Source organism: Cellulophaga sp. L1A9, from assembly GCF_009797025.1.
Classification (GTDB): Bacteria; Bacteroidota; Bacteroidia; order Flavobacteriales; family Flavobacteriaceae; genus Cellulophaga.
Genome location: NZ_CP047027.1, coordinates 3639344 through 3662715, shown reverse-complemented (window position 1 = coordinate 3662715; position 23372 = coordinate 3639344). Strand labels below are relative to the sequence as shown.

The following is a 23372-nucleotide window of genomic DNA, read 5'->3' as shown; positions in this document are numbered from 1 at the left end:
TTTGGTGTTTAATTAAAAGGTTTGTCTATTTTTATAAGGTCGTCAAATCTGTTTGATTTGACATTTTAAAAACAAAAAAATAAACGCAAACAAAAAGTTTTGTCTTAGCGCGAAGACGGAAACTTTACAGTTACCTTGGTTCCGCACTAATCTTAGCTTTGGTGTTGGCAATAATTATGAAAAAAATTATCTCATTTACTATTATATTATTTTTTATGACTAAAACATATAGTCAAGAAATATATAGAGTAACTGCTGAAAGCGGTTTAAACATCAGAAAAGAATCAAGTATAAAATCTGAAATTATTGGAAAAATTTTATTCGGCACAAAATTAGAAACTATAAAATCTAACAAAAAAAAGGATACAATTTTTGACAATAAAACTTCTATTTCAGGTGAATGGATTAAAGTGGATTTATCTCAATTTGAAGGGATTAAAACAAACAATAACTACGGTTATCTTTTTAATGGTTTTTTAAAATTAGAAAAACCTTATATTTCAATTGGTCATATTGACAAATATAATAATCTTCCAAAATTAGAGTTTGAAGAAATAACTGAAGATGAATTTAATAAGACTTTTTCCATTAAACCTGTAGAAATAAAAAAAATAGAAAAAAACGATTCACATTTTACCATTAAAACTAAAAATCAGAGTTTTACGTTTAAAATCTATAAAGATTATAAAGAAAATGGTGGTTGGAGTGGAAGTGAGTATAAAGGTTATTATCCTGAATTTGGTTTTTATGCAGTACAAAATAATTTTACGTCTGATTACTTAGGTTTTGGACAACTTATTTTAATTGACAGTATAACTGACAATATTTATGATATAATTTCAATTGGAGATGGAGCAGTAGAAAAACCTATTTCTTCACCTAAAAATGATTATTTAATATATTACTACAATTTCATATATGGAGGTGATGAATCTTGTTTTATTGGTCTTATTAAGATAAATGAACAAAAAAGAGAAATACCTAAGATGTACTTAACAGAATATAAAAGCTTTAATTCAAAAAAATGGAAAATTGAGGAAATAAAATGGAGTGACAACTATACTTGTATTATAAAAGGATATACAAAAACTTATGAAAATGAAAAATGGGTTAAACATTTCAAGTATTATGAAACAAAAATTAATTAACTATTGCTAATCGAGTAGACGGCTCCGCCCCTAATTAGGAACGGAGTGCGCCTCTCACACCACCGTACATACGGGTCTCGTATACGGCGGTTAGTAACCCATCTTTCCAATTGCTCTTTACACCAATCAAAACTATTTCTTACTTTATCAAATGGCTACAAATTTTCTAGGGAATCGGTCACCCAATAACGAAAATTAATGCTCCATCTGGCATTTCAGAAAGGATTACTTTCAGTCCTTCCTCACTTGTGAGACCTATGCAGATATGCTGCAACTCGTTTCTCGTGAGTACTATGACCTCTGCTGACTTCTCTACTATACCAACTCGTGGTTATAGAGATCTCCCCAGGTAAGAACATCTTCTTTCTCTCAATAACTGCCGTATCTACATAATTATCTTTTTGGTATTCTTTAGGGCGTTACAATGATGTGGTTGCTTACCCAGATAATTATGCCTCCTATCTCCCAGCCACATCACCGCTTTATTTGTTCAAATGTCTACCAGACATTTGGTTTTACTACGTAAAACAGCACAAAAAAGTGTTCGTCAGTACCGAGTTTTGTAGTCCTGCTTCCTTCAGTCCTAGTCTCACAACTAGCAACCTTGCAGCTTACTAATGGTTCAGGGCGTTACACCTGCCCATAAGGGACTTGCACCCTCTAGATTAATTATTTACCTTTCAGTAAATCAAAAGATGCCCATGCTGGGCACACACAGTGCATAAAAAACATAGGGCGGTTTAGGCTTTCCGAAAGGTTTGTGTTTATTTATAAAGTCGCCAAATATAAAATTTTGGCATTTTCAAGAAAAAAGATAAAAGCAAAATATTATATTTGGCTTAGTACCAATCCGAAACGTATCGTTTATCACCTGCCCTACGTTTCTTACACGAGACGTTATCCATAATTAGGGTATGGTAAAGGCACATCGTTTACAAAGTTAAAGGCACATGGTTTACACTTTTTCAAGGGTTAATTTGAGATAAAAATCAAATTATCATGCCTTGGAAAGTAAACACAACAATGGAGCAAAAAATCGAATTTATTTGTGAATGGCGTACAGGAAAGTATACTATAACAGAATTATGTAAAAGTTTTGAAATCTCTCGACCAACGGCTTATAATTTGATAAGTCGGTTTGAAACTCAAGGTTATGAAGGCCTAAAAGAGCATTCAAGAGCATCTGGCAAACATCCCAATGAAACCAAAGAGAATATCGTTGATTGTATTTTAAAATTAAAGAAGAAATATAAACTCTGGGGAGCTAAAAAAATTAGAGAGTTATTGTTTAAAGAACTTTCAAGTCAAGAAGCCCCATCTGTGGTTACTGTTCATAATATACTTAAAAGAAACGGATTAGTATGTCCGCAAAAACGGATGAGAAGAGTCAGACCAGTCTTCCCATATTTGACCCTGAATCATGTAATGAAGTTTGGAGTGCTGACTATAAATGAAAGTTCTTAATGGGTAATAAAATATATTGCCATCCATTAACAATTGCAGACTCTAGAAGTCGATTTTTATTCTCTGCTAAAGGTCACTATAAAGAAAATTTAAAGTCTGCTAAGGCAGAGTTTAAAAGGGTTTTTAGAATATATGGTATTCCTAAACAAATACACACAGATAATGGTAGCCCTTTTGGTTCTGTAAGGCAATACAACGTTTTACACAACTCTCCTACTGGTTTATTGAACTAGGTATTAGTCCTGTGTTTTCTGATCCTGCTAGTCCACAACAAAACGGAAGACATGAACGCATGCATCGTGATTTAAAGGCTGCTTGTGCTAAGCCTTCAGCATATGATTTAAAAGCCCAACAAAACGTTTAAATCACTTTGTAAAACAATATAATAACGTAAGACCACATGAAGCCTTAGATATGAAAACACCTGCTGATATACATAATTTCTCTACTAGACCCTTCCCCGAAAGAATACCCAACTTTGAGTATGACACGAAGTATAAAATACTCAAAGTAACAGAAAGTGGAGCTGTGAGATGGAAATCTTATTATTGGGTATATGTATCCGCTGCTTTAAAAGGTAAACACGTTGCAATTGAAGAACTTGGCAATGGAATTTGGAAAGTGTTTTATAGAAATGTATTTTTAGGTTACTTTGATGAAAAACATCTTAGAAATAAACAACAATCAACAAGGTTAGAAACTAATTTAGTGTAAAGTCTAATCTTTAACTTGTGTAAACCATGTCCCTTAACGAACATTAAAAAATAGTTACAAAAAACAATATTAAATGAAATATAGAAAAACATTACTATTTACACTTTCTTTATTTATCTATTCTTGTTATAATGAAAAAAATAATTTCATACCAGAACTTTCTATAGAAGAAATAAGCTATGGTTTTGAATCAAAACTTGGTTTTAAACTTACAAAGACTGAACCTAACGAATGGCAATGGAAGCAAAAAGGAGGCGGAGGAGATTTCAACGTTAAAGCAATCAGCCCCGATTCAAAAAATGTAAGTTATTTTATGATTAGTGTAAAAATTGATCCTGATTTTACTGAACAAGATATAGTTATACAATTTGCTTCTTCAATGGTTAATAAAGGTGTGATATCTTCAAACATAGTTCATTGGGTTAAAACAAATTACAATATTCATAAGACAACCACAATAATTGATAATGTTAAAATTACCATAAGTGCTCCTACTTCTGCAATTAGAAAAGTAGAATTTGAAGTTATATAAAAAAACTAAAACCAATCGAGTAGACGGCTCCGCCCCTAATTAGGAACGGAGTGCGCCTCTCACACCACCGTACATACGGGTCTCGTATACGGCGGTTAGTAACCCATCTTTCCAATTGCTCTTTACACCAATCAAAACTATTTCTTACTTTATCAAATGGCTACAAATTTTCTAGGGAATCGGTCACCCAATAACGAAAATTAATGCTCCATCTGGCATTTCAGAAAGGATTACTTTCAGTCCTTCCTCACTTGTGAGACCTATGCAGATATGCTGCAACTCGTTTCTCGTGAGTACTATGACCTCTGCTGACTTCTCTACTATACCAACTCGTGGTTGTAGAGACCTCCCCAGGTAAGAACATCTTCTTTCTCTCGATCCCTGCCGTATCTACATAACTACCATTTTTGTACTCTTTAGGGCATTACAATGATGTGGTTGCTTACCCAGATAATTATGCCTCATATCTCCCAGCCACATCACCGCTTTATTTGTTCAAATGTCTACCAGACATTTGGTTTTACTACGTAAAACAGCACAAAAAAGTGTTCGTCAGTACCGAGTTTTGTAGTCCTGCTTCCTTTAGTCCTAGTCTCACAACTAGCAACCTTGCAGCTTACTAATGCTTCAGGGCGTTACACCTGCCCATAAGGGACTTGCACCCTCTAGATTAATTATTTACCTTTCAGTAAATCAAAAGATGCCCATGCTGGGCACACACACCGTATATAATTTATTGCTAGTTCTAGCCTACTTACGAAAATCCTCGCGGATTTTCTATTCGATTTTTATTTGCTAAATTACGTGCTTAACCACGCAACAAATCATATACAAAACCGTTAGCAAATATTAGTCAAAAAACTCCAAATGAAACTGAAAACAGTAAATTACCAATTTTCAATTCTAATAATATTTACATTCTTAGTGTTCTCCTGTAAGCGGGAATCTAATAACTTGACTGAAAAAAATACAATTTGGGAAAAATTCAAAATAGGAATTGAGAATAAAGATTTAATGTATTTATTGGATAATTCAATCGACTCAATTAAATGTATTGACTGTATTTCATCGGAGAATGAAAAATTACAATCTAGCGAATTGATATTTAAAAAACATCTTGAAAAATTGTATAACGCTGAACTTCTAAAAGGAATGGAATATTCAAATTACAAAACGGATTCCATTATTAGAATAACTTACAATTTCGAAAAATCGTTCGGAAATGAATCATCAAGCATAATTTATATGTTTGATAAATCTGACGAAAAATATTTATTTACTGGAATGATAACAACTCCGTGAAATGAAAAAACATTTGCTAATCGAGTAGACGGCTCCGCCCCTAATTAGGAACGGAGTGCGCCTCTCACACCACCGTACATACGGGTCTCGTATACGGCGGTTAGTAACCCATCTTTCCAATTGCTCTTTACTCCAATCAAAACTATTTCTTACTTTATCAAATGGCTACAAATTTTCTAGGGAATCGGTCACCCAATAACGAAAATTAATGCTCCATCTGGCATTTCAGAAAGGATTACTTTCAGTCCTTCCTCACTTGTGAGACCTATGCAGATATGCTGCAACTCGTTTCTCGTGAGTACTATGACCTCTGCTGACTTCTCTACTATACCAACTCGTGGTTGTAGAGATCTCCCCAGGTAAGAACATCTTCTTTCTCTCGATCCCTGCCGTATCTACATAACTATCATTTTGGTAATCTTTAGGGCGTTACAATGATGTGGTTGCTTACCCAGATAATTATGCCTCATATCTCCCAGCCACATCACCGCTTTATTTGTTCAAATGTCTACCAGACATTTGGTTTTACTACGTAAAACAGCACAAAAAAGTGTTCGTCAGTACCGAGTTTTGTAGTCCTGCTTCCTTCAGTCCTAGCTTCACAACTAGCAACCTTGCAGCTTACTAATGGTTCAAGGCGTTACACCTGCCCATAAGGGACTTGCACCCTCTAGATTAATTATTTACCTTTCAGTAAATCAAAAGATGCCCATGCTGGGCACACACAACGTATATAATTTATTGCTAATTTTAGCCTACTTACGAAAATCCTAGCGGATTTTCTATTCGGTTTTTGTTTACTAAATTAGTTACTGAAACACGAAACTAACCATACACAACAACGTTGTGCATAATGAAAAATCATCAGAAAAATAGAAAAATGAAAAGTCTTAATGGAACTTGGTTAATGGTAAAAACAGGAGATGATTATGGACCTCCTGAATTCATTGAATTCAAGAATGACCAAATTATTCACTTTGATTTAGAGAAAAAAAGCGGAGATAAATTAGTGAAAAAAACTTCTGAATGGAATGAAAAACTAATTGAATCCAAATATGAGTTTATAAATGACAATCGGATAAGAATTTATAGAATGGGAAAAACCCATACTGTTATTAGTGAAGCGGAATCTAAAATAGAGGACACTGAATATGGAATAGATTACGAAAGAATTACACCTACTGAAACCGAATTAACTGCAAATAAAATACAAAAACTTGAATTCAAAGCTGAGTGGAATAATGAGAAAATTCCTTTCGTTTTTAATACAGAACTTGACAGCAAATCAATAAAAGAAATTAATAATGAACTAAACAGAGAAGGGCAAAAATTAGTATTAGAAAATCTGCAAGGAACTTATTTCGCTTCAGTTTATGACAATGGAAAAAGAAGAACTCTAATTGGTATTAAAGAAATTACCGAAGAGAAAGCAATCCTTTATGGTTTTCCTGAAATACCATATCAAATTATAGCGAAATAATAAAAAAAGTACTAAGCACAACACAATATATAGCAAATTGGGCGATTAGTGTTTAACCGAAAGGTCATTGTTTATTTGCAAAGTCGCCAAATCTTTTGATTTGGTATTTAAAGAGAAAAATTAAAACAAATTTAAAAGATTTGGCTAAGTGCTTAATCGGAAATTAATCGCTTATTTATTTCCGTACTAATCATGGCCGAGACAGTTCGCAGCAATTCAAGGAATGGCAAAACAGACAGCATTTGAATTTTATACCGCTTTAGAAAATCAATTTCCTAAAGTCAAACAACTATACCTTCTTAAAGATATTGACCTTGATGAAGATGGATTCGAGAACTGTGGAATTATGACAAAACTTGCGAAGCAATTAACACAGTTTGTACAAGATGGTGAGTGTGAAGAAGCAATTCAATTTATGAACGCAGTGGAAAATGCTTTTGAAATAGCTGAGTCAACGGTAACCAATTACCTATACACAGATTTTTTAGTAACGATAATGGAACAAAAAAAGGAACCTAAAGAGTATCTAAAATCAATTATGGGATTGAAAACAAAGGAACATTACCAAAATCTCTTTGCTTTCTATCGAGAACTTGATAATTAATAAAAGCTGCTAACACGGTATATAGCAAATAGGGCGTTCGGTGGTTTACGAAAGTTCAGTGCTATTTACAAAGACCGCCAATTATAAAATCTTGATATTTATAGCGGAAAAGATAGAAGCAATATATTTATAGGTACCTAAGTAATAAACCGAAAGTAATTGCTTATTTTATGCCCTACATTTAGGATACAATTTTTATAAACCATTATGATAGATTTATCTCATGCAGAGCATCAAATTCGCTGTGTCACGAATTTTGACGACCTTATTTCCTTGCCTTTTATTGGAAAAATTAACGCGGCTTGTTGGACTCGTGAATTAGTAGGCGATTTTTCTGAGATTATCAAGCAATTAGAACTTCACGAAAACATAGCGGAAATTGGTCAAGAAGAGCTTCGTGAACTAGAATTAAGCGATCAGGGACAACTTGCTCGTGAAATTCTTTTAAATGATTTGCAGGCCTTAAAAAATCATGGTGCTTCTCCAGTACTAAATCTAATCAAGTGTTATGAAAGAGATGATGCGTACCCATTTTTCCCAACAGATGTGTATTCTTTTCATGTAGATCGTTCTCCTATCCCTACCGATACCTTTTTATGTACCTATCACGGTGATTCGAGTGATATAATCCCCAATTCACAAGCCATTCAAAAAGTATTGGTTCCTGAAATTCGGGAGGAACTCAGAAAACTGTATGGTGGTGCAGCTGAAGGTTTTGAAGCATTTTTAAGTGAGTATTTCTTTGATCTCCATTATCAACCTAAACCTAAAGCACCTATTATTAACTTAGGCATTGGCCATTTATGGAAATTAGCCGTAGATCATCCCGAAAGTCAATCTCTTCCGTGTATTCACCGCGCACCTAACGAAATAACAGGACAACATCGTTTGTTGCTGATCTGTTAAATACCAATCAAAAAAAGTTACAGATTTCTAAGTACGCTGTAATCTAACGAAAGACCTATTATTTACTCGAAAAAAATTATTTACAGTACCCTTTGCATATAATTTATAAATGAAAAAATTAAACGCTTCGTAATGTATTAGGTGATGCTACTAATATATAGTCACAAAAAACGTTTTAGTTTAATAATTTAATTTTCTCACTCTAATCAACTTATTTACCAACTGCAGATGAAAACCTTTTTTAAAAATTTAGAAAATAAACATATCGCTTTAAAAAATACTAAGTTATTACCTATACTACTAATAACAGGTATTTTTCACTTGATCTATTTTATTTACGGTTTTCTGTTAACAGATGATCCAAAAGTATTTCAAGAATATGAGTTTCATAAGTACTATGAAAACAACTTACTCCTAATAGGAGCACTAACATCGCTACTACTATTTATATTTTGGATATTTTTAATGAGTAAACAAAAATCATTCAAATCTTTCTTTCAATTTTCCAATAGAAAAATTTTCTTTCAATTTTTATGTTATTTTTTTATCTCATTTTGCCTAACCTCATTTTACTATTCGTTTAGCATTGGATTAATGTGTGGTATTAAATCTAATTATTCCAATAAAGAGCTGGCTAAGGACATAGAAATAGTGAATAAGGCTGGTGTATTTTTAAATTTTGATAAAGCTTATTATTCTTTAAGCAATCGTACCTATGACTTTCCTTTTGATAAGTTAACATCTACGGAAATATCAAGTGATGCTACTGAAGATTACTTCTATAATTATGAAGATAGAAAATATCGGTTCTGGTCCGTTAAAGAAACAGAAGAAACCTATAATGAAAAATACAGAAGTGATAACCGTACCGTAAGAACAAAAATAAATTCTGATAGCACTAAAATTACTATCATTTCTTTTGATTCCATTACCAATGTTATTAGAAATCCTTTTGATACTATTCCTGGTGATTATTTAATTTTTAAACCCTTACCACATCTAAAACTTGATACAACGCATACTAAGGATTTCCAAATAGGAGAAATTATTTATAAAGAAAATGGTAACATAAAAAAAGCCATTGTAGAAATCAAAAATTACACTAACTATCAGCTTTCAAAAGCTAAAAGTTATAAAGAATATCAATTAAATTATTACAATTACTCAAGTGTTTTAATACCTGTAAAAACTACTATTGCAGATACTAATTATAAATTTCAAGCAGAAGGATATCATAATGCTCACCTTAAAAAAAGGTATAACATGAACAAATTTGTTCACGAACTTTTAAATAGTGAGGACAGGGAAGAACAAATAAAAAAAATAATGGCTGACTTTATTTCACTTACAGATAAGTATGAAATAAAGAGAAATATAGATGCAGAAGAGTGGTTTGACCTAGTATATAATGAGCAATCTGTTGTTAGAAATATTATTTTCGGTACAGACCCTAATAGTACTGATGCTTTAATGACTTATGGAACAGCCGGCTATAGCAAAAAAGTAGAAGGTAAAAATCCTTATATAGATGTTTTTTCCTTGACGAGTATATTCCACCCTATTAATAATAGCCTAAAAGGCAATTTATTAAAGAAAATACGATCCAATTGGAATTACTATTTATATTTAGCATTTATTTATTCTATAATAGTATTTATATTCCGAGTTTCGAATATTAAAATCTTTATTACCTCGTTAATTCTAACTGCTGTTGTTTTTAGCATTTCCATTGGTCCAATAGATCACAGTAAAACTTATTTTGAAGAAGTATACGTTCAAATCATTTGCTTATTAATTTTATATACGAGTTTTATAGTCCTGCCTTATATACTCTACAAAAAAAACAAATTTATTTTTGGTGTACTTTTCAACCTAGGACTCATCTGTTTTCTTCCTCTAGTCTACACATTACTCTTTTGTATTTCCTCTCTTCAGGTACTTTCAACAAAAACGGGTAGTGAATATTTTCCAAAATATGTATACAATGATATATTAACAAAACTTGGCGATAACCTGCATCCAATTCTCCTTATTTCTGGTTTTATATTTTTATATTATTCAATTCCACTAATCAAAAAAACAATTACTAAATAAAAAAAATGTGGTCTTGACCACTCAGTAAACAGATATATAAAATCAACCATTAACAAACCCTGTATTAATTCTAATAATAAAAGCATAGCAATTGCCTATAAATTTTACTAAAAAATGAAAAAAAATAGCTTTATAAAGTACTTAAAAGGCTTACTCGTTATTATATCCTATCTTTTTATTTCTCAACATACGTATGCGCAATCCAAAATTTACTTTGATAAAGACTGGAACACGACAACAAAAGAAAAAGCGGAATTTTACAGGCTTCTAACTAAAAAAAACGACTCTCTTTTTCATATACAAGATTTTTACATCAATGGGAAGCTACAAATGGAAGGGCACATTTCTGAGCTAGAAAATGAAACCTTAGAAGATAAGATAGTTTGGTACACTGCTGAGGGAAAAATAACAAATTCCGCAACCTATAAAAAGGGCATATTACACGGACCGTCTATAACGTATCTAGAAAATGGTAAAATAGATTATACGACCGAGTATAGAAACGGAGAAATTTATGATGGTATCTATTCTGGTAGATATTCTGATGCCTATTTTAAGCAGTATTATGCGCATGGAAGATTACTTAAACAAGTAGAATTTAAAGCAAGATATGATTTCCACAACCTTAAAACACGCGTATTTGGTATAGAGAAAGATACTGTATACTGGAGGAACACTAAAGGAGATAAACTAATAGGTATAGGCATTTACCCAAGTTCTAGCACTGAAATTATAGAAGGATTAAAAATTGAGAATAATTCTTCAATAGCTGTACATACCCATTATAAAGACAGTAAAAGAGAAGGTATTCAACAAGTTTTTTATAAAGATGCACTGCTAGCAGAACAAACCTTTGTAAATGATGTCGTGGTTTTAGAAAGATCTAAAAACCCATTAAACGGTAAAACCGTTGAAATTAATTTTAAAGAGGGCGACCCCTATACCGGTCACCTCTTTCAATTTGATCAGGTGTATGAATATTACAATGAATTTATTTATGAAGAAGGTATCGTACTGATCAAAAACCATTATGAATTGCTTGATGGCGTCTTAAAATTGAATCTAGAAAAGTCCTATAAAAAATAATGCGCTGACTAGAAAACCATTGTTAAAAAGGACTAGAGTACAAATAGGGTTTGGGTTTAATTGATAGGCAGTGCTTCTCCCCGGCCTTCAGATTTCTTTTATTAAACCTTATATTTAATCATGAAAACTTTAAAAAGCACCCTATTCAAAAAACGAAAGAGTGAATTCGGAAACTTCGAATTAGTGCCTGAAATTGGCTGGAAAATATCTCATTCATTTATAGATTTTGAATCTGGACTTTTAGTGGTAAATGAGAGTGATGAAAATAAAAAAAACTGGACGGATACAGGATTTGGAAGTCTAAGTATTCCAAATAGAATATATAAAGTTGATATCAAAACAGGGAATATCTTACCCGCTGAAGAATGGACTAAGCATTTCTCTTATAAAACAAAAGAACAAATAAGTACTGATGGAAAGTATAAGTTAATTACCACTAGAGTTCATGAACCTGAAAGAAATACAGATAGCATAAAAGAAGAATTAATTGAACTTAAATCAGCTAAAAAAGTTTCATCTTCTGAGAGTATTGCTTTTACAAAAGAAAAAAGGGAAAATTTACTTGAATCGCTTTACCGCAGAGAAAAAGAACGTGAAATAAGAAAATCAAAACTTGCCTCCATGCCCACGCTCGCGGAATTTTATGAAAATGAGGTTAAAAAGCTAAGGCAAGGAGCGCTTATTCTTGAATACTATAATTCAGAATTTATATTCAAACTAGTCTATAAAGAATCATTATTTAAACTGTTTAAAGTCCACTCGAAATTTCGGTATGACTTAGATCGTAATTCTCTTAATTACCAAAAAGAGGAATCGTTTACCACCATTGAAGACTTTGTTTTTAAATTTCTCACAAATAAAGCTTGGTTTATAAATCACACTCCCTTAAACCTAAAACGAGATGGCTCAAAAAGTAATCAATTATTAAAAAAGTTTATTGTGGAATTTTTCAATAGACTAAGGGCTAAGCATGATTTTACTTTTGATGAATATTATAAAATACAACAATGGGAGAATCATTTTTACCAGCGTGATAGTGTGAAGCCAGAAGCCTATAAACAGTTTTGTGCTAATTGTAAGAAAACTGTTTCGTATCATCCCAGATATCCAAAACATATTTGTAGAGACTGCGCATCTAAAACAATTACTGATGAGAATGGGTTAGAACTTTCGTTTTCAAATATTGGAATGTCTGGTGGACTAAAAATAACGTATAAAAAAGATGGTCAAATAATTAAAGAAGATAGCAGTGAATTGGAAAAGCTCTGCTTTATTGAAGGGAAACGCTATATAGCAACTGAAGCTAAATTTGGAGGTATCGTAATACAAGATGAAAAATGAGCACAACTCTATAAAAAAAATTGGCCTTAGCTGAATTCAAAAAAAGCCCTTTACCGCTCCACTACTTTAAAATTTTTAATCTTTTTTTTCAATTCTACGGTTTTCTGAAAGTCTTTAAATAGCATTAATTTTTTCTTAGCTACCTAATACTTCCCCCCACAAATATTTATATAGTTTAATGTATTTTTTAATGTGTATTTTGGGGCATTAGCTATAAACAATAATTAGAAAATTAAAAAATCGTAGTATTAAGCTTATAGAGAATAATAGAAAACATACGCTTAGCTTTATGTTATGTGTTATTTCAAAAAATCGAACGAAGAATTGAATTTTATATATACTAAAATTATGACAGTCGTCATTTTTTAATACTAATCCTTATAAATCACACTACAAATGAGTAACAATTTTGAGGTGCTTTTTAACTATATACGTTTACTTATAGATATTCCTGAAATTGACCAAAAAATATGTCGTGAGTATTTTAAACCTTTTTCCATTACGAAAGACACCATAATTGAACCTTCCGGAAAAATACCTGAATATCATAACTTTATTGTTTCAGGTTATATGAGAAATTTTTATACTAATGAGCAAGGTCAAGAAATCACAACTGATGTCAATGATGGGCCTCGATTCTTTACTTCATATAATCATTTCATGCATAAAACTCCATCAAATGAAAATCTTCATTGCATTACCGATTGTGAATTACTCCGAATTAAACGAGACGATGTAGATGTTACTGCAAAACTAGGAATCACTCAAATGAAGTATACAATGCATGTTTTACAAGAACAGTTGGAAAAAAACAAACAACGTGCAATAGATCATACTACGCTTTCTGCCCAACAACGGTTTGTAAAACTGCAAAAAGAACATCCCACAATCATTCAAAATATACCTCTAAAATATATTGCATCTTATTTAGGGATCAACCCTGGTAGTTTGAGTCGTATACGTAATGAGTTAAGTAATTAAATTCAATCTTTAATTTCTTCACATTTGTGAAGTTGTTTCTATTATTGAAGTTTTAGGTTTGTAAATCAATCAAAAATCGCTAAAATGAAATCAAATCAAAAAATTGGTAGAATTACAGGAGTGTTGTTATTATTCGTTTTTATATCGGGCATTACCATTTTTCAGGTTTTACAAGGTGCTGTGCTTTTTTCAGAAGACTTTATTACTATCACCTCAGAAAACTCTAACAAAATTATTAGTTCTACTTTACTCGGAATTATCAATGGAATAGTATCTATAGTCATTGCAACAATACTTTTACCAATTTTTAAAAGACATAGTTCCAATTTGGCATATTTATATATAGCCTTTTGTATTTTAAATTTTATAGCTATCATGATTGATAATATGAGCGTAGTTTCTATGCTGGAATTGAGTAATGAATACGTGAAAAATGGAAATGATAGTTCCTTAAAAATTTTGGAGACTTTCGTTTATCAAAAGCATCGATGGACACACTATTTTTATCTTTTGATTTCTTGCTTTCCTGTCTTTATTTTGTACTACACATTGTACCTTTATAAACTAGTTCCAAGAATCCTCTCAATTTTTGGAATATTCGCTGTACTAATTATGTTCATCGAAGAATTGCTTTCTATTTTCGGACACGGTATAAGTATGAACATGCTTCTTCCAATGGCATTGATTCAATTAACTCTTCCTCTATGGTTAATTTTTAAAGGATTCAATCAATCAGTATTAGAAACGAAAATGAAATAACGTCAATAATAAAAACTGTAAAGAACACAACCTAAAAACAACACGGATTTCAGTCTTAATCAAAAGGTTTACTTATTTTTATAAAGTCGCTAAAGCTTATGGGTTTAGTTTTAGTAGAAAATACAAACAACAAGCTTTTGCTATCCGCGCGGGCGGAAGTAAAAAACTTTCGCATGCTCCACGATACACTTGGCTCCAGCTTAAGTAACAATTACCTAATGAATAAAATACTACTACTATTACTGGTTTTAGCAACAATTTTATCTTGTAAAACAGAAAAAACTACCGAAATAATTGTTATTGGAACACTTCATAAACCAGAATCTAATTTCAACCCAGAGATTCTCTTCCATATCTTAGAAAATATTCAGCCAGATTTTATATTAGAGGAACTAGACACTTCTTTTTTTACTTCAGATTTTAAACACAAAGATGTTTCAAATAGTAATGAACGTATGGCCTCTGAAAAATATATTGCGAAATACCCAACCACTAAATTGAGACCCTATGAATTTGAAGGAAGAAATGAATATAGGATAAATATTGGCTCACGACCAACAGATGGATTAACAACAAAACTAATAGATAGTTTAAATAACGTTGATTTATTATCCGAAACAGAAGCTGAAATTCATAATAAATATAAAGCGCTCATAGAACCATTAATCATAGTAGCATCTAAATCTCCTGAAAATTTCAATAACCCATCAACGGACAGCATTTGCGAAGAAAGACAATATTATCAGTATACAATGCTATCAAAAATAACGAATCAAAGAAATGAATTTGCAACACGTTTTCACACGAAACCAAATGGTGAAAAAATAAGTTATCGAGATGGATATCAGTTGGCCGGTGATTTCTGGGATTTAAGAAATCAAACAATGGCCAAAAATATAATGCAGATTTCTGAACAGCAACAAGGCAAAAAAATTGTAGTACTCTGTGGGTTTATGCACAGATATTATATTTTAAGTGAATTGAAAAAATTAACCGAAGACAAAAATATTATCATAAAAGAGTTTTACGATAAATAAAAACTGCTGCCAATAAAAGGCTAAGCTAAAAAACCCCTACGTATTCTTAAAGACCTCACTCTTTAAAATAGAAACGGCTGTACTACCGCGTTTCTTTTATGTACTTCTGCAGTTCTCTGCACCGTTTTAAAGCGTATTATGTGTTATGGTAGCTACATAGTTCACCTCATAAATATTTATGTAACTTACAAGTGTTATTCATGTGTATTTTTGAGCATTAGCTGCAAAAAAAGTATAGAATAGAAAGCATGTGCTTGGCAAGAATAAAAATGAAGGTTTCCTAATTAAATATTCTTATAAGAAGTCTTAAAACTAAAAGAAGCTACCTACATAAATTGACCTCAAATCAGAATTTTATGGACAACACTTTGTTTTATACCAAGCTTAAAAATCACAAAGAACCCATAACGGTATTACTTTCAAAAACGGACAATTTCCAACGAATTCCGGATGATTGGTATATTATAGTAACCGATATAAAAGGTTCTACGGTATCTGTAGAAAAAGGGTTATCTGAATTAGTAAATCTAATAGCCACAGGTAGTATTGTCGCTGCGCTAAATATCGCTAAAAAACATACTATAGATATTCCTTTTTTCTTTGGTGGAGATGGAGCTACGCTATTAATTCCCTCTATGTTACTTCAAGAAATTATGGAGGCTTTGATTATACATCAAGAAAACATTCAAAAAGAATTTGGTATCGATTTAAGAGTTGGAAATATAGCTGTCTCTCATGCGTATAAAAACAACCAAGAATTAAAAATTGCTAAGGCAAGCATTAATGAGCTACATACAATTCCTGTAATTTTAGGTAATGGGCTTCACTTTGCCGAAAAAACAATAAAATCTAGAGATCTAGATTTTGAATTTGAAGTGAAAAACAAACAAAAGGCTCTTTTAGATTTAAACGGTATGGAATGCAGATGGAATAAAATTCCACCTCCAGAGAACTCAAATGAAGTAGTTTCATTATTAATAAACGCCATGCAGGAGTCGGAACAAGCTTCTATCTTTCAAAACATTTTAGAAAAAACAGATGAAATATATGGTCCCTTACAGAGCAGAAGCCCTATTTCTATTGATAAATTAGAATTGAAATTTAATTATAAAAGGATTAAAACAGAGCTGAAAGCTGGTCATAAAAAATTTAGCCTTATAAATTTCTTAAAGGTTTGGTTTAGTGGGATGATTGGTAAATATATGTACTTACCTAATGATCAAGGTCAAAAATATTTAAATGAGTTAAAGCAATTATCTGATATTTTAGTAATGGATGGGCGTATCAATATGGTGATATCTGGCAGTCCAAAACAAAGACAATTGTTTACTAAATATTTAGATGGTTTAGAAAAAAATGAGCTAATTATTTATGGCATTTATGTTAGCAAAAAAAGTATCATGTCTTGTTATGTTCAAAATAGAAATGCAAAACACATCCATTTTGTAGATGGTGGTAGTAGTGGGTATACTAGAGCCGCAAAGGTATTAAAACAAAAAGCACAGCATAAAAAACAAGGTCTTTAAGAACGCCCCGCTACTTTAAACAGGTATAGCAAACAACTAAACTAAAAACAAACCCAATTCCTAGCTTGTTAATACCGCCATCATTCAAGCTGCTTAGGCACAAAAGTTTAGAGTATAGGTAGTACCTCTCCTTTTTCTTAAAAAATAGAACCTCTGTAATACCGTGCTACCTTTAAATTTTAAAACCTTTTTCCAATTCTGCAGAATCCGTGAGGTTTTAAATCCTATTATTTTCTATAGTAGCAACGTAATACTCCCCCCACAAAAATTTACATAGTTTACGGTATGTTTTAATGTGTATTTTGAAACAAGACCAGGAAACAAGACTAAGAGAATTAGACGTCCTGTAATTTTATAGGATGATGCTACAGATGCATCATTAGGTGAACGTCATAGTGACAGCTAAGCATTGGTCTGATAGAGCGATTAATTTAAGGCAGCTGTTCTTGATATAGAAACTAATCTTAGTGTTGTAAATTTATAATAGCTATAATGAACATATGTTGAATATATAATAGTTGGCTTTAATTTGAAAAAACACACCAAAGTAAATAATGATATATTTTTTAAAGGCAAATAATAGAATAAAAATTGGATATGCAAATGATCCGACTCAAAGAATTCCATCTATTCAGACATCCAGTCCATTTGAATTAGAAGTTTTATTAATAATTGACGGGAATTATGATAGAGAAAGAGAACTTCATCAAAAATTTGAAGCATTCAGGAAAAGTGGAGAATGGTTCGAATACTCTGAACCTATTAAGAATTTTATAAGCCAAAATAGTTCTGAAGACAGAAAATACGAGTTCGGATTTGTAAATGAAGATTTTGCAGGAAACGAACAAATTTTAACATTAAGAAAAAGACATAAGATATCGCTGGAATCACTTGGGTCTAAACTTGATATGACAAGGCAAGGAGTTTACAAAATACAACAAAGTGAGAAATCAGGAGCAATATCAATTAATAGTTTAAAAAAAGTTGCGGAAGCTTTAGATTATACATTTGAATATCGTTTTGTAAAATCTAATGATGAGAATGAAAAAAATATAGCCAACAATGTATAACTAAAACGGAGGTATCTAAGAACCGCTGACTTTGATTTTAACAAACTAACTTTAATAAGCATACTTATCCATACACTTTTTATTTAAAAAGAATACATATATGTATTCTTATATTTTTGTTTTTTATACATATTTGTATACTTTTGTCAATATTATTATATACATATGTATGTTTTCTAAAAAATTATGAGAAACAAAAAACAACTTCTAATTGAACAACTAGACAAAAAATTAGAGAAATTTAAAGATTCAGCAATGGTCCAGATTCCAACAAAAGGATGGATAAACACTATCCGGACCACACTTAATATGACTAGGGATCAGTTAGGGACCAAACTTGAAATGACTAAAGGAGCTATACAAAAGATAGAAGAGCGAGAGGCTTTAGGTCAAATAACCATTAACAAATTAAGAGATGTAGGTCAAGCACTGGATATGAAATTTGTATATGGATTTGTCCCAAAAAATGGGACCATCAACGATTTAATCCAAATCGAAGCAGAAAAACTGGCTCAAAAAATAGTGTTGCGGACCAATCAAAATATGAAACTAGAGGACCAAGGAATTGGAGATGAAAAAATAGCCAGAACTATAAAGGAACTTGCTAGTGAAATCAAACGAGAGATGAGAAAGTCATTATGGGATTAAAATTCGATTATAAGGATGGACAAACAGCACTAGACGAGGAAGAAAAGGAAGGTCTTAAAATAAAGTCGATTACAACTCAAGGAGAGTTGGATGAATTTGAGCAATAAAACATTGAAAAAGTAGTCGAGTGGACTATTCACACAAAATTTAAACCTGAAAATATATTGACAGAAAAGTTTATTAAAAACTTACACAAAAGAATGTATGGTGATGTCTGGAAATGGGCAGGCGAATTTAGAAGAACTGAAAAAAACATCGGAATATCTTGGACACAAATTGGAATTGAATTAAAAAATTTATTGGACGACACAAAGTATTGGATTGAAAACAAAACCTATGTACCAGAAGAAGTTGCTATTAGATTTAAACATCGAATAGTATCTATTCATTGTTTTCCTAATGGAAATGGAAGACATTCTAGAATGATGGTGGACATCATAATAGAATCAATATTTCAGAAAGAAATATTCTCGTGGCATCAATCAAATATGGTTAAATCTAACGAAATAAGAAAAGAATATATTAACGCTTTAAAAAAAGCTGACGATGGAAACGTTGCACCATTAATTAAATTTGCAAAAAACTAAAGCCAACACTAGCAACCATTGTACAACTCCATATTTTATAAAATAATGACCTTTATAACCGCCTTTTAAGGCAGTATCATTTTTTAATTAGTTGAGAAATTGGTTATTTTTGAGGTGCATAAACACCTTAGCATCAACTATTAAAATAGAAATTTTAAAAAAGCAAGAAAAACTAAAAAATGTGAATGATAAAATACATTTATTAGAGAAAGAAATAGGTAACGTAGCAAAAAACATTCAAGAAAAAATTTACGATAAAAACTAAACGAAAAGGAGGTTTTAATATCTGCGTATGAATCTAAATTAATATTGTCTAAAATTGATAAATTAAATAACTAAGATGTATTTCTATTCAAGATTATACAATTAAATTCAATTTTTTCAAAAGGCGAAAATACGATGGGGAATAAATAATAAAAGGGCAAAAATTTCGAAATAAGAATTGATTAATAATATTCAAATTTGTATAAAAAACTGGGATATAACTTCTTAGTAAACCTAATCAAAATAAATATAATTCATTATTTTTCCAATTCTGCGGATTCCCGCAAGGTTTTAAATACTATTATGTTTTATATTAGCAACGTAATACTTATCCTACAAAAATTAACGTGGTTTACGATAAGTTTCGATTAATTGTGGAATTAGCTCGAAATAGGAAATAAAAATTAATTAAAAAAACAAACATATGATTTTACAAATGGTAGGACCTATTCAATTGATTTTAATACTAATAGTTCCAGTTGGAATTTTCTTTTTAGGTTTTTTTGTGGGTAAAAAATCGGGATATATAAAAAGAGTAAAAGAAACTGAAAATCAAAATAAACAAATAAATTAAATCGGAATTTTTAGTTCGTTTGTAAAATCGGAACCTGAATAAAATATATAAGGCACTATAAGAAAATTCGCTGAGTGCTTATTTTAAAACTTAGTGCTTTTAGTAACCGAATTAATTATGTCCAAAACTTTGTAATACATTAAAACAAAATGTTCAAGAAAGACCAAAAAATATATGGATATATATTTGACCATGAAAAAGGGTTTCATTTGACTCTTGGTATTTAATATTCTTAAATGATATTAATTATCGAATTAGGAAGTCAAAATATGAAAAGTAGATTCATGTAAATAAAAACAATCTTAGTCCATTAGTTTATTTTATCTTTTTTCAATTCTGCGGATTTCCGCAAGGTTTTGAATACTATTATGTTTTATATTAGCAACGTAATATTCCCCCCACAAAAATTTAGATAGTTTACGGTATGTTTTAATGTGTATTTTGAAACAAGACCAATAAACAAAACTAAGAAAATTAGACGCTCTGTAATTTTTTTATTTTTATAGGATGATGTTACAGATGCATCATTCGATTAACGTTATAGTGATAGCTAAGGATTGGTATGATAGAGCGCTTAGATTAGAGCATCTGTTCATCACGTAGAAGCTAATCTTATTATTGTAAATTTATAATGGATATAATGAACATATGTTTATTATATAATTGTTGTAACCAATTTAAAATAACCAAAAAACAAACAAATGTGAGTTGGGATGTAATTCTAATAAAAGAACAATTTGACACTAACGACAAGGATTATGAACCAATTTCTTTAGGAATAAGGGATAATATAATTAACGAATTATGCATATTATTACCTGAATTAGATTATTCAGTAAAAGACTGGGGGATTTTAAATGGAGATGGGTTTTCCATAGAATTCAATACAGGAAAGGAAGAAAAAGTTGACTCTATTATGCTTCATATTCGTGGTGGTGGAAACCCTCATTATATTATAGGGATGATTATGAAAAAAATGGAATGGGAGGCGCTAGATTGTTCTACTGGAGAATTTGTGGATTTGAAAAATATTAACGCTGAGAGCTGGACTAAATTCCAAACTTGGAGAGATAAAATATTTAAACGCAATAAATTAAATTAATTAGAATTAAACAAGACTGAAGAATAAAACTGGTTACAACAAAACCTATAAACAATACTGGTTTCGGGCTGTAACGAATGGTTTGCGTATTTTTATAAGGTCGCGAAATCTTTGGGATTTCGCTTTGACACAAAAAAGAAAAAACAAAACCAAAAGATTTCGCTACGTGCGTGGCGGAAAGCAAACGCTAGTTTGCTCCCGTACTGTTCATAGCTCAGTCGTTGTGGGTTATTTGAAAAACCAACTAAATGAGAATAAAAAATTTAAATCTTGTAAATATTGGACCTTTTAAAAAGGCTGAACTTGAATTTATAAGTGAAGACACAGATGACTTACCAATAATATGCATTACAGGTGAGAATGGTACAGGTAAATCAATCATAATTGACGCTATTCGAGCTCTATTCAATGGTGTTTTTAGAAATGGTATCGAAAGAGATATTACCTCTAACGACAAATTTGAAGTTAAGTCGGAAATAATTCTAAACGACAAACATTTTACTTTTACTGCAACTAAAAAAACTGGAAAAAACAATAATGCACTTGTAACTAACAATAACGATATTAATCAATTGTTTGTGTCAACATTGGAATCAACTTTAAACAAAGATTTCATTTTTGATTATTGGACTTCAAAACTATCTAATGACTCATTTAACATATCAAATATCACATCTTTAGAAATTGACAAGTATCTCGACAATTCAATTTCTGGAATACATAAGAATGTTGAGCTTACCAAAGTAATATCCTTTTTTGATTATCTCAAGGATAGTAAAAATAAAGATGAAAAAGAATTAGGACAATCATTATACAATATATTAGAAGAAATTATAAATCTATCCATTTCCAACGGTAGTCTTTCTCACGTATCTAGAATTAATTTACAACCAATAATTAAAGTTGGTAATAACGAAATTTCCCTTGATAAGTTGAGTAGCGGAAATTTATATCTAATACAAAGGTTTGCTAGTTTATTGAGTCAAGTCTATGCAGTTTGCTCTTTAAACAACATTCCAATTAATGATTATAAACAAATTAAAGGTATATTATTAATTGATGAAGCAGAAAATCATTTACATCCGAAATGGCAAAAAGTATTTTTAAAAAATATTCAGAAGCTCTTTCCTAAGCTTCAAATAATAGTTTCAACTCATTCACCTTTTATAGTTTCTTCTATAAGTAATTGTCGAGTTTTTGTTTGTAAAAGCAAAATTGATTATTCAATTATTGAAGAGGAAACAGACTTCTATTCCAATAAACCAATTGAGGAAGTCTTACTTAGCCCTTTATTTGACACAAGAAATTTTAATTCTGAAATTTCAAAACTTCTTGAGCTAAGGAAAGAAGCTGTAAATAAGAATAATAAAAAAGAAATAAAAAGAATTGAGGACGAACTTTTAAGAATAAATCCTGAATATTTTGACTATTTAAATCTAGATTCAATAATAAAATCCATTAAAAAATGAGAGGACTTCAGAGACTTCCTGAGCCTCAAATTTTAATTGATAGAAAAGTGACTTGGCTATCTAATTTTTTAGCTTCAGGAAAAAAACGACCAGATTCAAGTAAATATGCTCATAATTCAATTAAAATACAGCTGAATTCAATAAGTCATAATAAATGTTTTTATTGTGAGACAAAACTCAAAGGTAAACGTAAAGAAGTTGACCATCATATTGAAGTAAGTGTCGATAAGAGTTTTTCATTTCAGTGGACAAATTTATTTCTATCTTGTGATAATTGCAATAACAAAATACCACATTCAACGATATCAATAAATGACGCCTTGAATCCTTGTGCAAATACAGATATTGAAATTAAAGAGCATATTACATTTAATGATGAAATAATTGAGCCACGAAATAATTCTCAGTTAGGTTTAAGTACAATAAAAAAGTACAGACTAGATAATGAATTACTAGACACTAGAAGATTAAAAAGTCTCAAAATGTTTTATAAACTTATTTACGAAATAAAAAATAATCAAGTTATTGAAAATCGAAACACATTGACAACTGAAGAATTAAATGCAATACATAAATTTAAAATGCCAAATAATTCATTTTCATTGATGTTTGATGTATTGATTGAAAAATATAACCTATAAAAAACTATCCACAACAGTGTATAAAAAAATAGCGCAATTAGTT

The 23372-nt window shown here is 30.8% G+C and carries 24 protein-coding genes; all 24 read left to right on the top strand.

Going from position 1 to position 23372, the window contains the following annotated elements; translation table 11 throughout:
• Window positions 1-176: 176 nt before the first annotated feature.
• Window positions 177-1148 carry an SH3 domain-containing protein gene (locus tag GQR94_RS16210; RefSeq protein WP_158976917.1) on the top strand — a complete coding sequence of 324 codons (972 nt, stop codon included), beginning with the start codon at window positions 177-179 and terminating at the stop codon, window positions 1146-1148.
• 999 nt (window positions 1149-2147) lie between these two features.
• Window positions 2148-2612, top strand: a complete 465-nt coding sequence (locus GQR94_RS16205; RefSeq protein ID WP_158976915.1) for a helix-turn-helix domain-containing protein — start codon at window positions 2148-2150, stop codon at window positions 2610-2612.
• Window positions 2612-2845 (top strand): hypothetical protein, encoded by a 234-nt coding sequence (locus tag GQR94_RS16200; RefSeq protein ID WP_158976913.1) that lies wholly within the window; start codon window positions 2612-2614, stop codon window positions 2843-2845. The genes GQR94_RS16205 and GQR94_RS16200 overlap by 1 nt, the downstream gene beginning before the upstream one ends.
• Before the next feature lie 11 nt (window positions 2846-2856).
• Window positions 2857-2976 carry an integrase core domain-containing protein gene (locus GQR94_RS22960; RefSeq protein WP_158976911.1) on the top strand — a complete coding sequence of 40 codons (120 nt, stop codon included), beginning with the start codon at window positions 2857-2859 and terminating at the stop codon, window positions 2974-2976.
• Window positions 2977-3026: 50 nt separating this feature from the next.
• Complete coding sequence (locus GQR94_RS16190) at window positions 3027-3326, top strand: hypothetical protein (protein WP_158976909.1); 300 nt, start codon at window positions 3027-3029, stop codon at window positions 3324-3326.
• Between the two features lie 73 nt (window positions 3327-3399).
• Window positions 3400-3858 carry a hypothetical protein gene (locus tag GQR94_RS16185; protein ID WP_158976907.1) on the top strand — a complete coding sequence of 153 codons (459 nt, stop codon included), beginning with the start codon at window positions 3400-3402 and terminating at the stop codon, window positions 3856-3858.
• Between the two features lie 867 nt (window positions 3859-4725).
• Complete coding sequence (locus GQR94_RS16180) at window positions 4726-5160, top strand: hypothetical protein (protein WP_158976905.1); 435 nt, start codon at window positions 4726-4728, stop codon at window positions 5158-5160.
• A gap of 880 nt (window positions 5161-6040) precedes the next feature.
• Window positions 6041-6640 (top strand): hypothetical protein, encoded by a 600-nt coding sequence (locus GQR94_RS16175; protein ID WP_158976903.1) that lies wholly within the window; start codon window positions 6041-6043, stop codon window positions 6638-6640.
• Between the two features lie 223 nt (window positions 6641-6863).
• The gene (locus GQR94_RS16170) at window positions 6864-7244 is read left to right on the top strand and encodes a hypothetical protein (protein ID WP_158976901.1); all 381 of its coding nucleotides are present in this window, start codon (window positions 6864-6866) and stop codon (window positions 7242-7244) included.
• 207 nt (window positions 7245-7451) lie between these two features.
• Window positions 7452-8150: a hypothetical protein gene (locus tag GQR94_RS16165; protein WP_158976899.1), complete on the top strand. Its 699-nt coding sequence runs from the start codon at window positions 7452-7454 to the stop codon at window positions 8148-8150.
• A gap of 594 nt (window positions 8151-8744) precedes the next feature.
• On the top strand, window positions 8745-10244 hold the full coding sequence (locus GQR94_RS16160; protein WP_158976897.1) for a hypothetical protein: 1500 nt from the start codon (window positions 8745-8747) through the stop codon (window positions 10242-10244).
• Between the two features lie 114 nt (window positions 10245-10358).
• Window positions 10359-11330, top strand: coding sequence for a hypothetical protein (locus GQR94_RS16155; RefSeq protein ID WP_158976895.1), 972 nt, complete (start codon window positions 10359-10361; stop codon window positions 11328-11330).
• 120 nt (window positions 11331-11450) lie between these two features.
• On the top strand, window positions 11451-12671 hold the full coding sequence (locus tag GQR94_RS16150) for a hypothetical protein (RefSeq protein ID WP_158976893.1): 1221 nt from the start codon (window positions 11451-11453) through the stop codon (window positions 12669-12671).
• A 396-nt stretch (window positions 12672-13067) separates the two neighbouring features.
• Window positions 13068-13652, top strand: coding sequence for a Crp/Fnr family transcriptional regulator (locus tag GQR94_RS16145; RefSeq protein ID WP_158976891.1), 585 nt, complete (start codon window positions 13068-13070; stop codon window positions 13650-13652).
• Window positions 13653-13736: 84 nt separating this feature from the next.
• Window positions 13737-14411, top strand: a complete 675-nt coding sequence (locus GQR94_RS16140) for a DUF4386 domain-containing protein (RefSeq protein ID WP_158976890.1) — start codon at window positions 13737-13739, stop codon at window positions 14409-14411.
• A gap of 218 nt (window positions 14412-14629) precedes the next feature.
• Window positions 14630-15448, top strand: coding sequence for a hypothetical protein (locus tag GQR94_RS16135; RefSeq protein ID WP_158976888.1), 819 nt, complete (start codon window positions 14630-14632; stop codon window positions 15446-15448).
• Between the two features lie 356 nt (window positions 15449-15804).
• Entirely contained in the window at window positions 15805-16974 is a 1170-nt protein-coding gene (locus GQR94_RS16130) for a DUF3095 family protein (protein WP_158976886.1), read from the top strand.
• 554 nt (window positions 16975-17528) lie between these two features.
• Window positions 17529-18044, top strand: coding sequence for a GIY-YIG nuclease family protein (locus GQR94_RS16125; protein ID WP_158976884.1), 516 nt, complete (start codon window positions 17529-17531; stop codon window positions 18042-18044).
• A gap of 186 nt (window positions 18045-18230) precedes the next feature.
• A complete protein-coding gene (locus GQR94_RS16120; RefSeq protein ID WP_025614814.1) occupies window positions 18231-18692 on the top strand; it encodes a mobile mystery protein A in 462 nt (153 codons plus the stop codon).
• A 110-nt stretch (window positions 18693-18802) separates the two neighbouring features.
• Complete coding sequence (locus GQR94_RS16115) at window positions 18803-19279, top strand: mobile mystery protein B (protein ID WP_370458299.1); 477 nt, start codon at window positions 18803-18805, stop codon at window positions 19277-19279.
• A gap of 688 nt (window positions 19280-19967) precedes the next feature.
• Window positions 19968-20117, top strand: a complete 150-nt coding sequence (locus GQR94_RS16110) for a hypothetical protein (RefSeq protein ID WP_158976882.1) — start codon at window positions 19968-19970, stop codon at window positions 20115-20117.
• A 703-nt stretch (window positions 20118-20820) separates the two neighbouring features.
• Window positions 20821-21219 (top strand): hypothetical protein, encoded by a 399-nt coding sequence (locus GQR94_RS16105; RefSeq protein ID WP_152594493.1) that lies wholly within the window; start codon window positions 20821-20823, stop codon window positions 21217-21219.
• 248 nt (window positions 21220-21467) lie between these two features.
• Window positions 21468-22688: an AAA family ATPase gene (locus GQR94_RS16100; protein ID WP_158976880.1), complete on the top strand. Its 1221-nt coding sequence runs from the start codon at window positions 21468-21470 to the stop codon at window positions 22686-22688.
• Entirely contained in the window at window positions 22685-23329 is a 645-nt protein-coding gene (locus tag GQR94_RS16095; protein WP_034668768.1) for an HNH endonuclease, read from the top strand. The genes GQR94_RS16100 and GQR94_RS16095 overlap by 4 nt, the downstream gene beginning before the upstream one ends.
• Window positions 23330-23372: the final 43 nt, after the last annotated feature.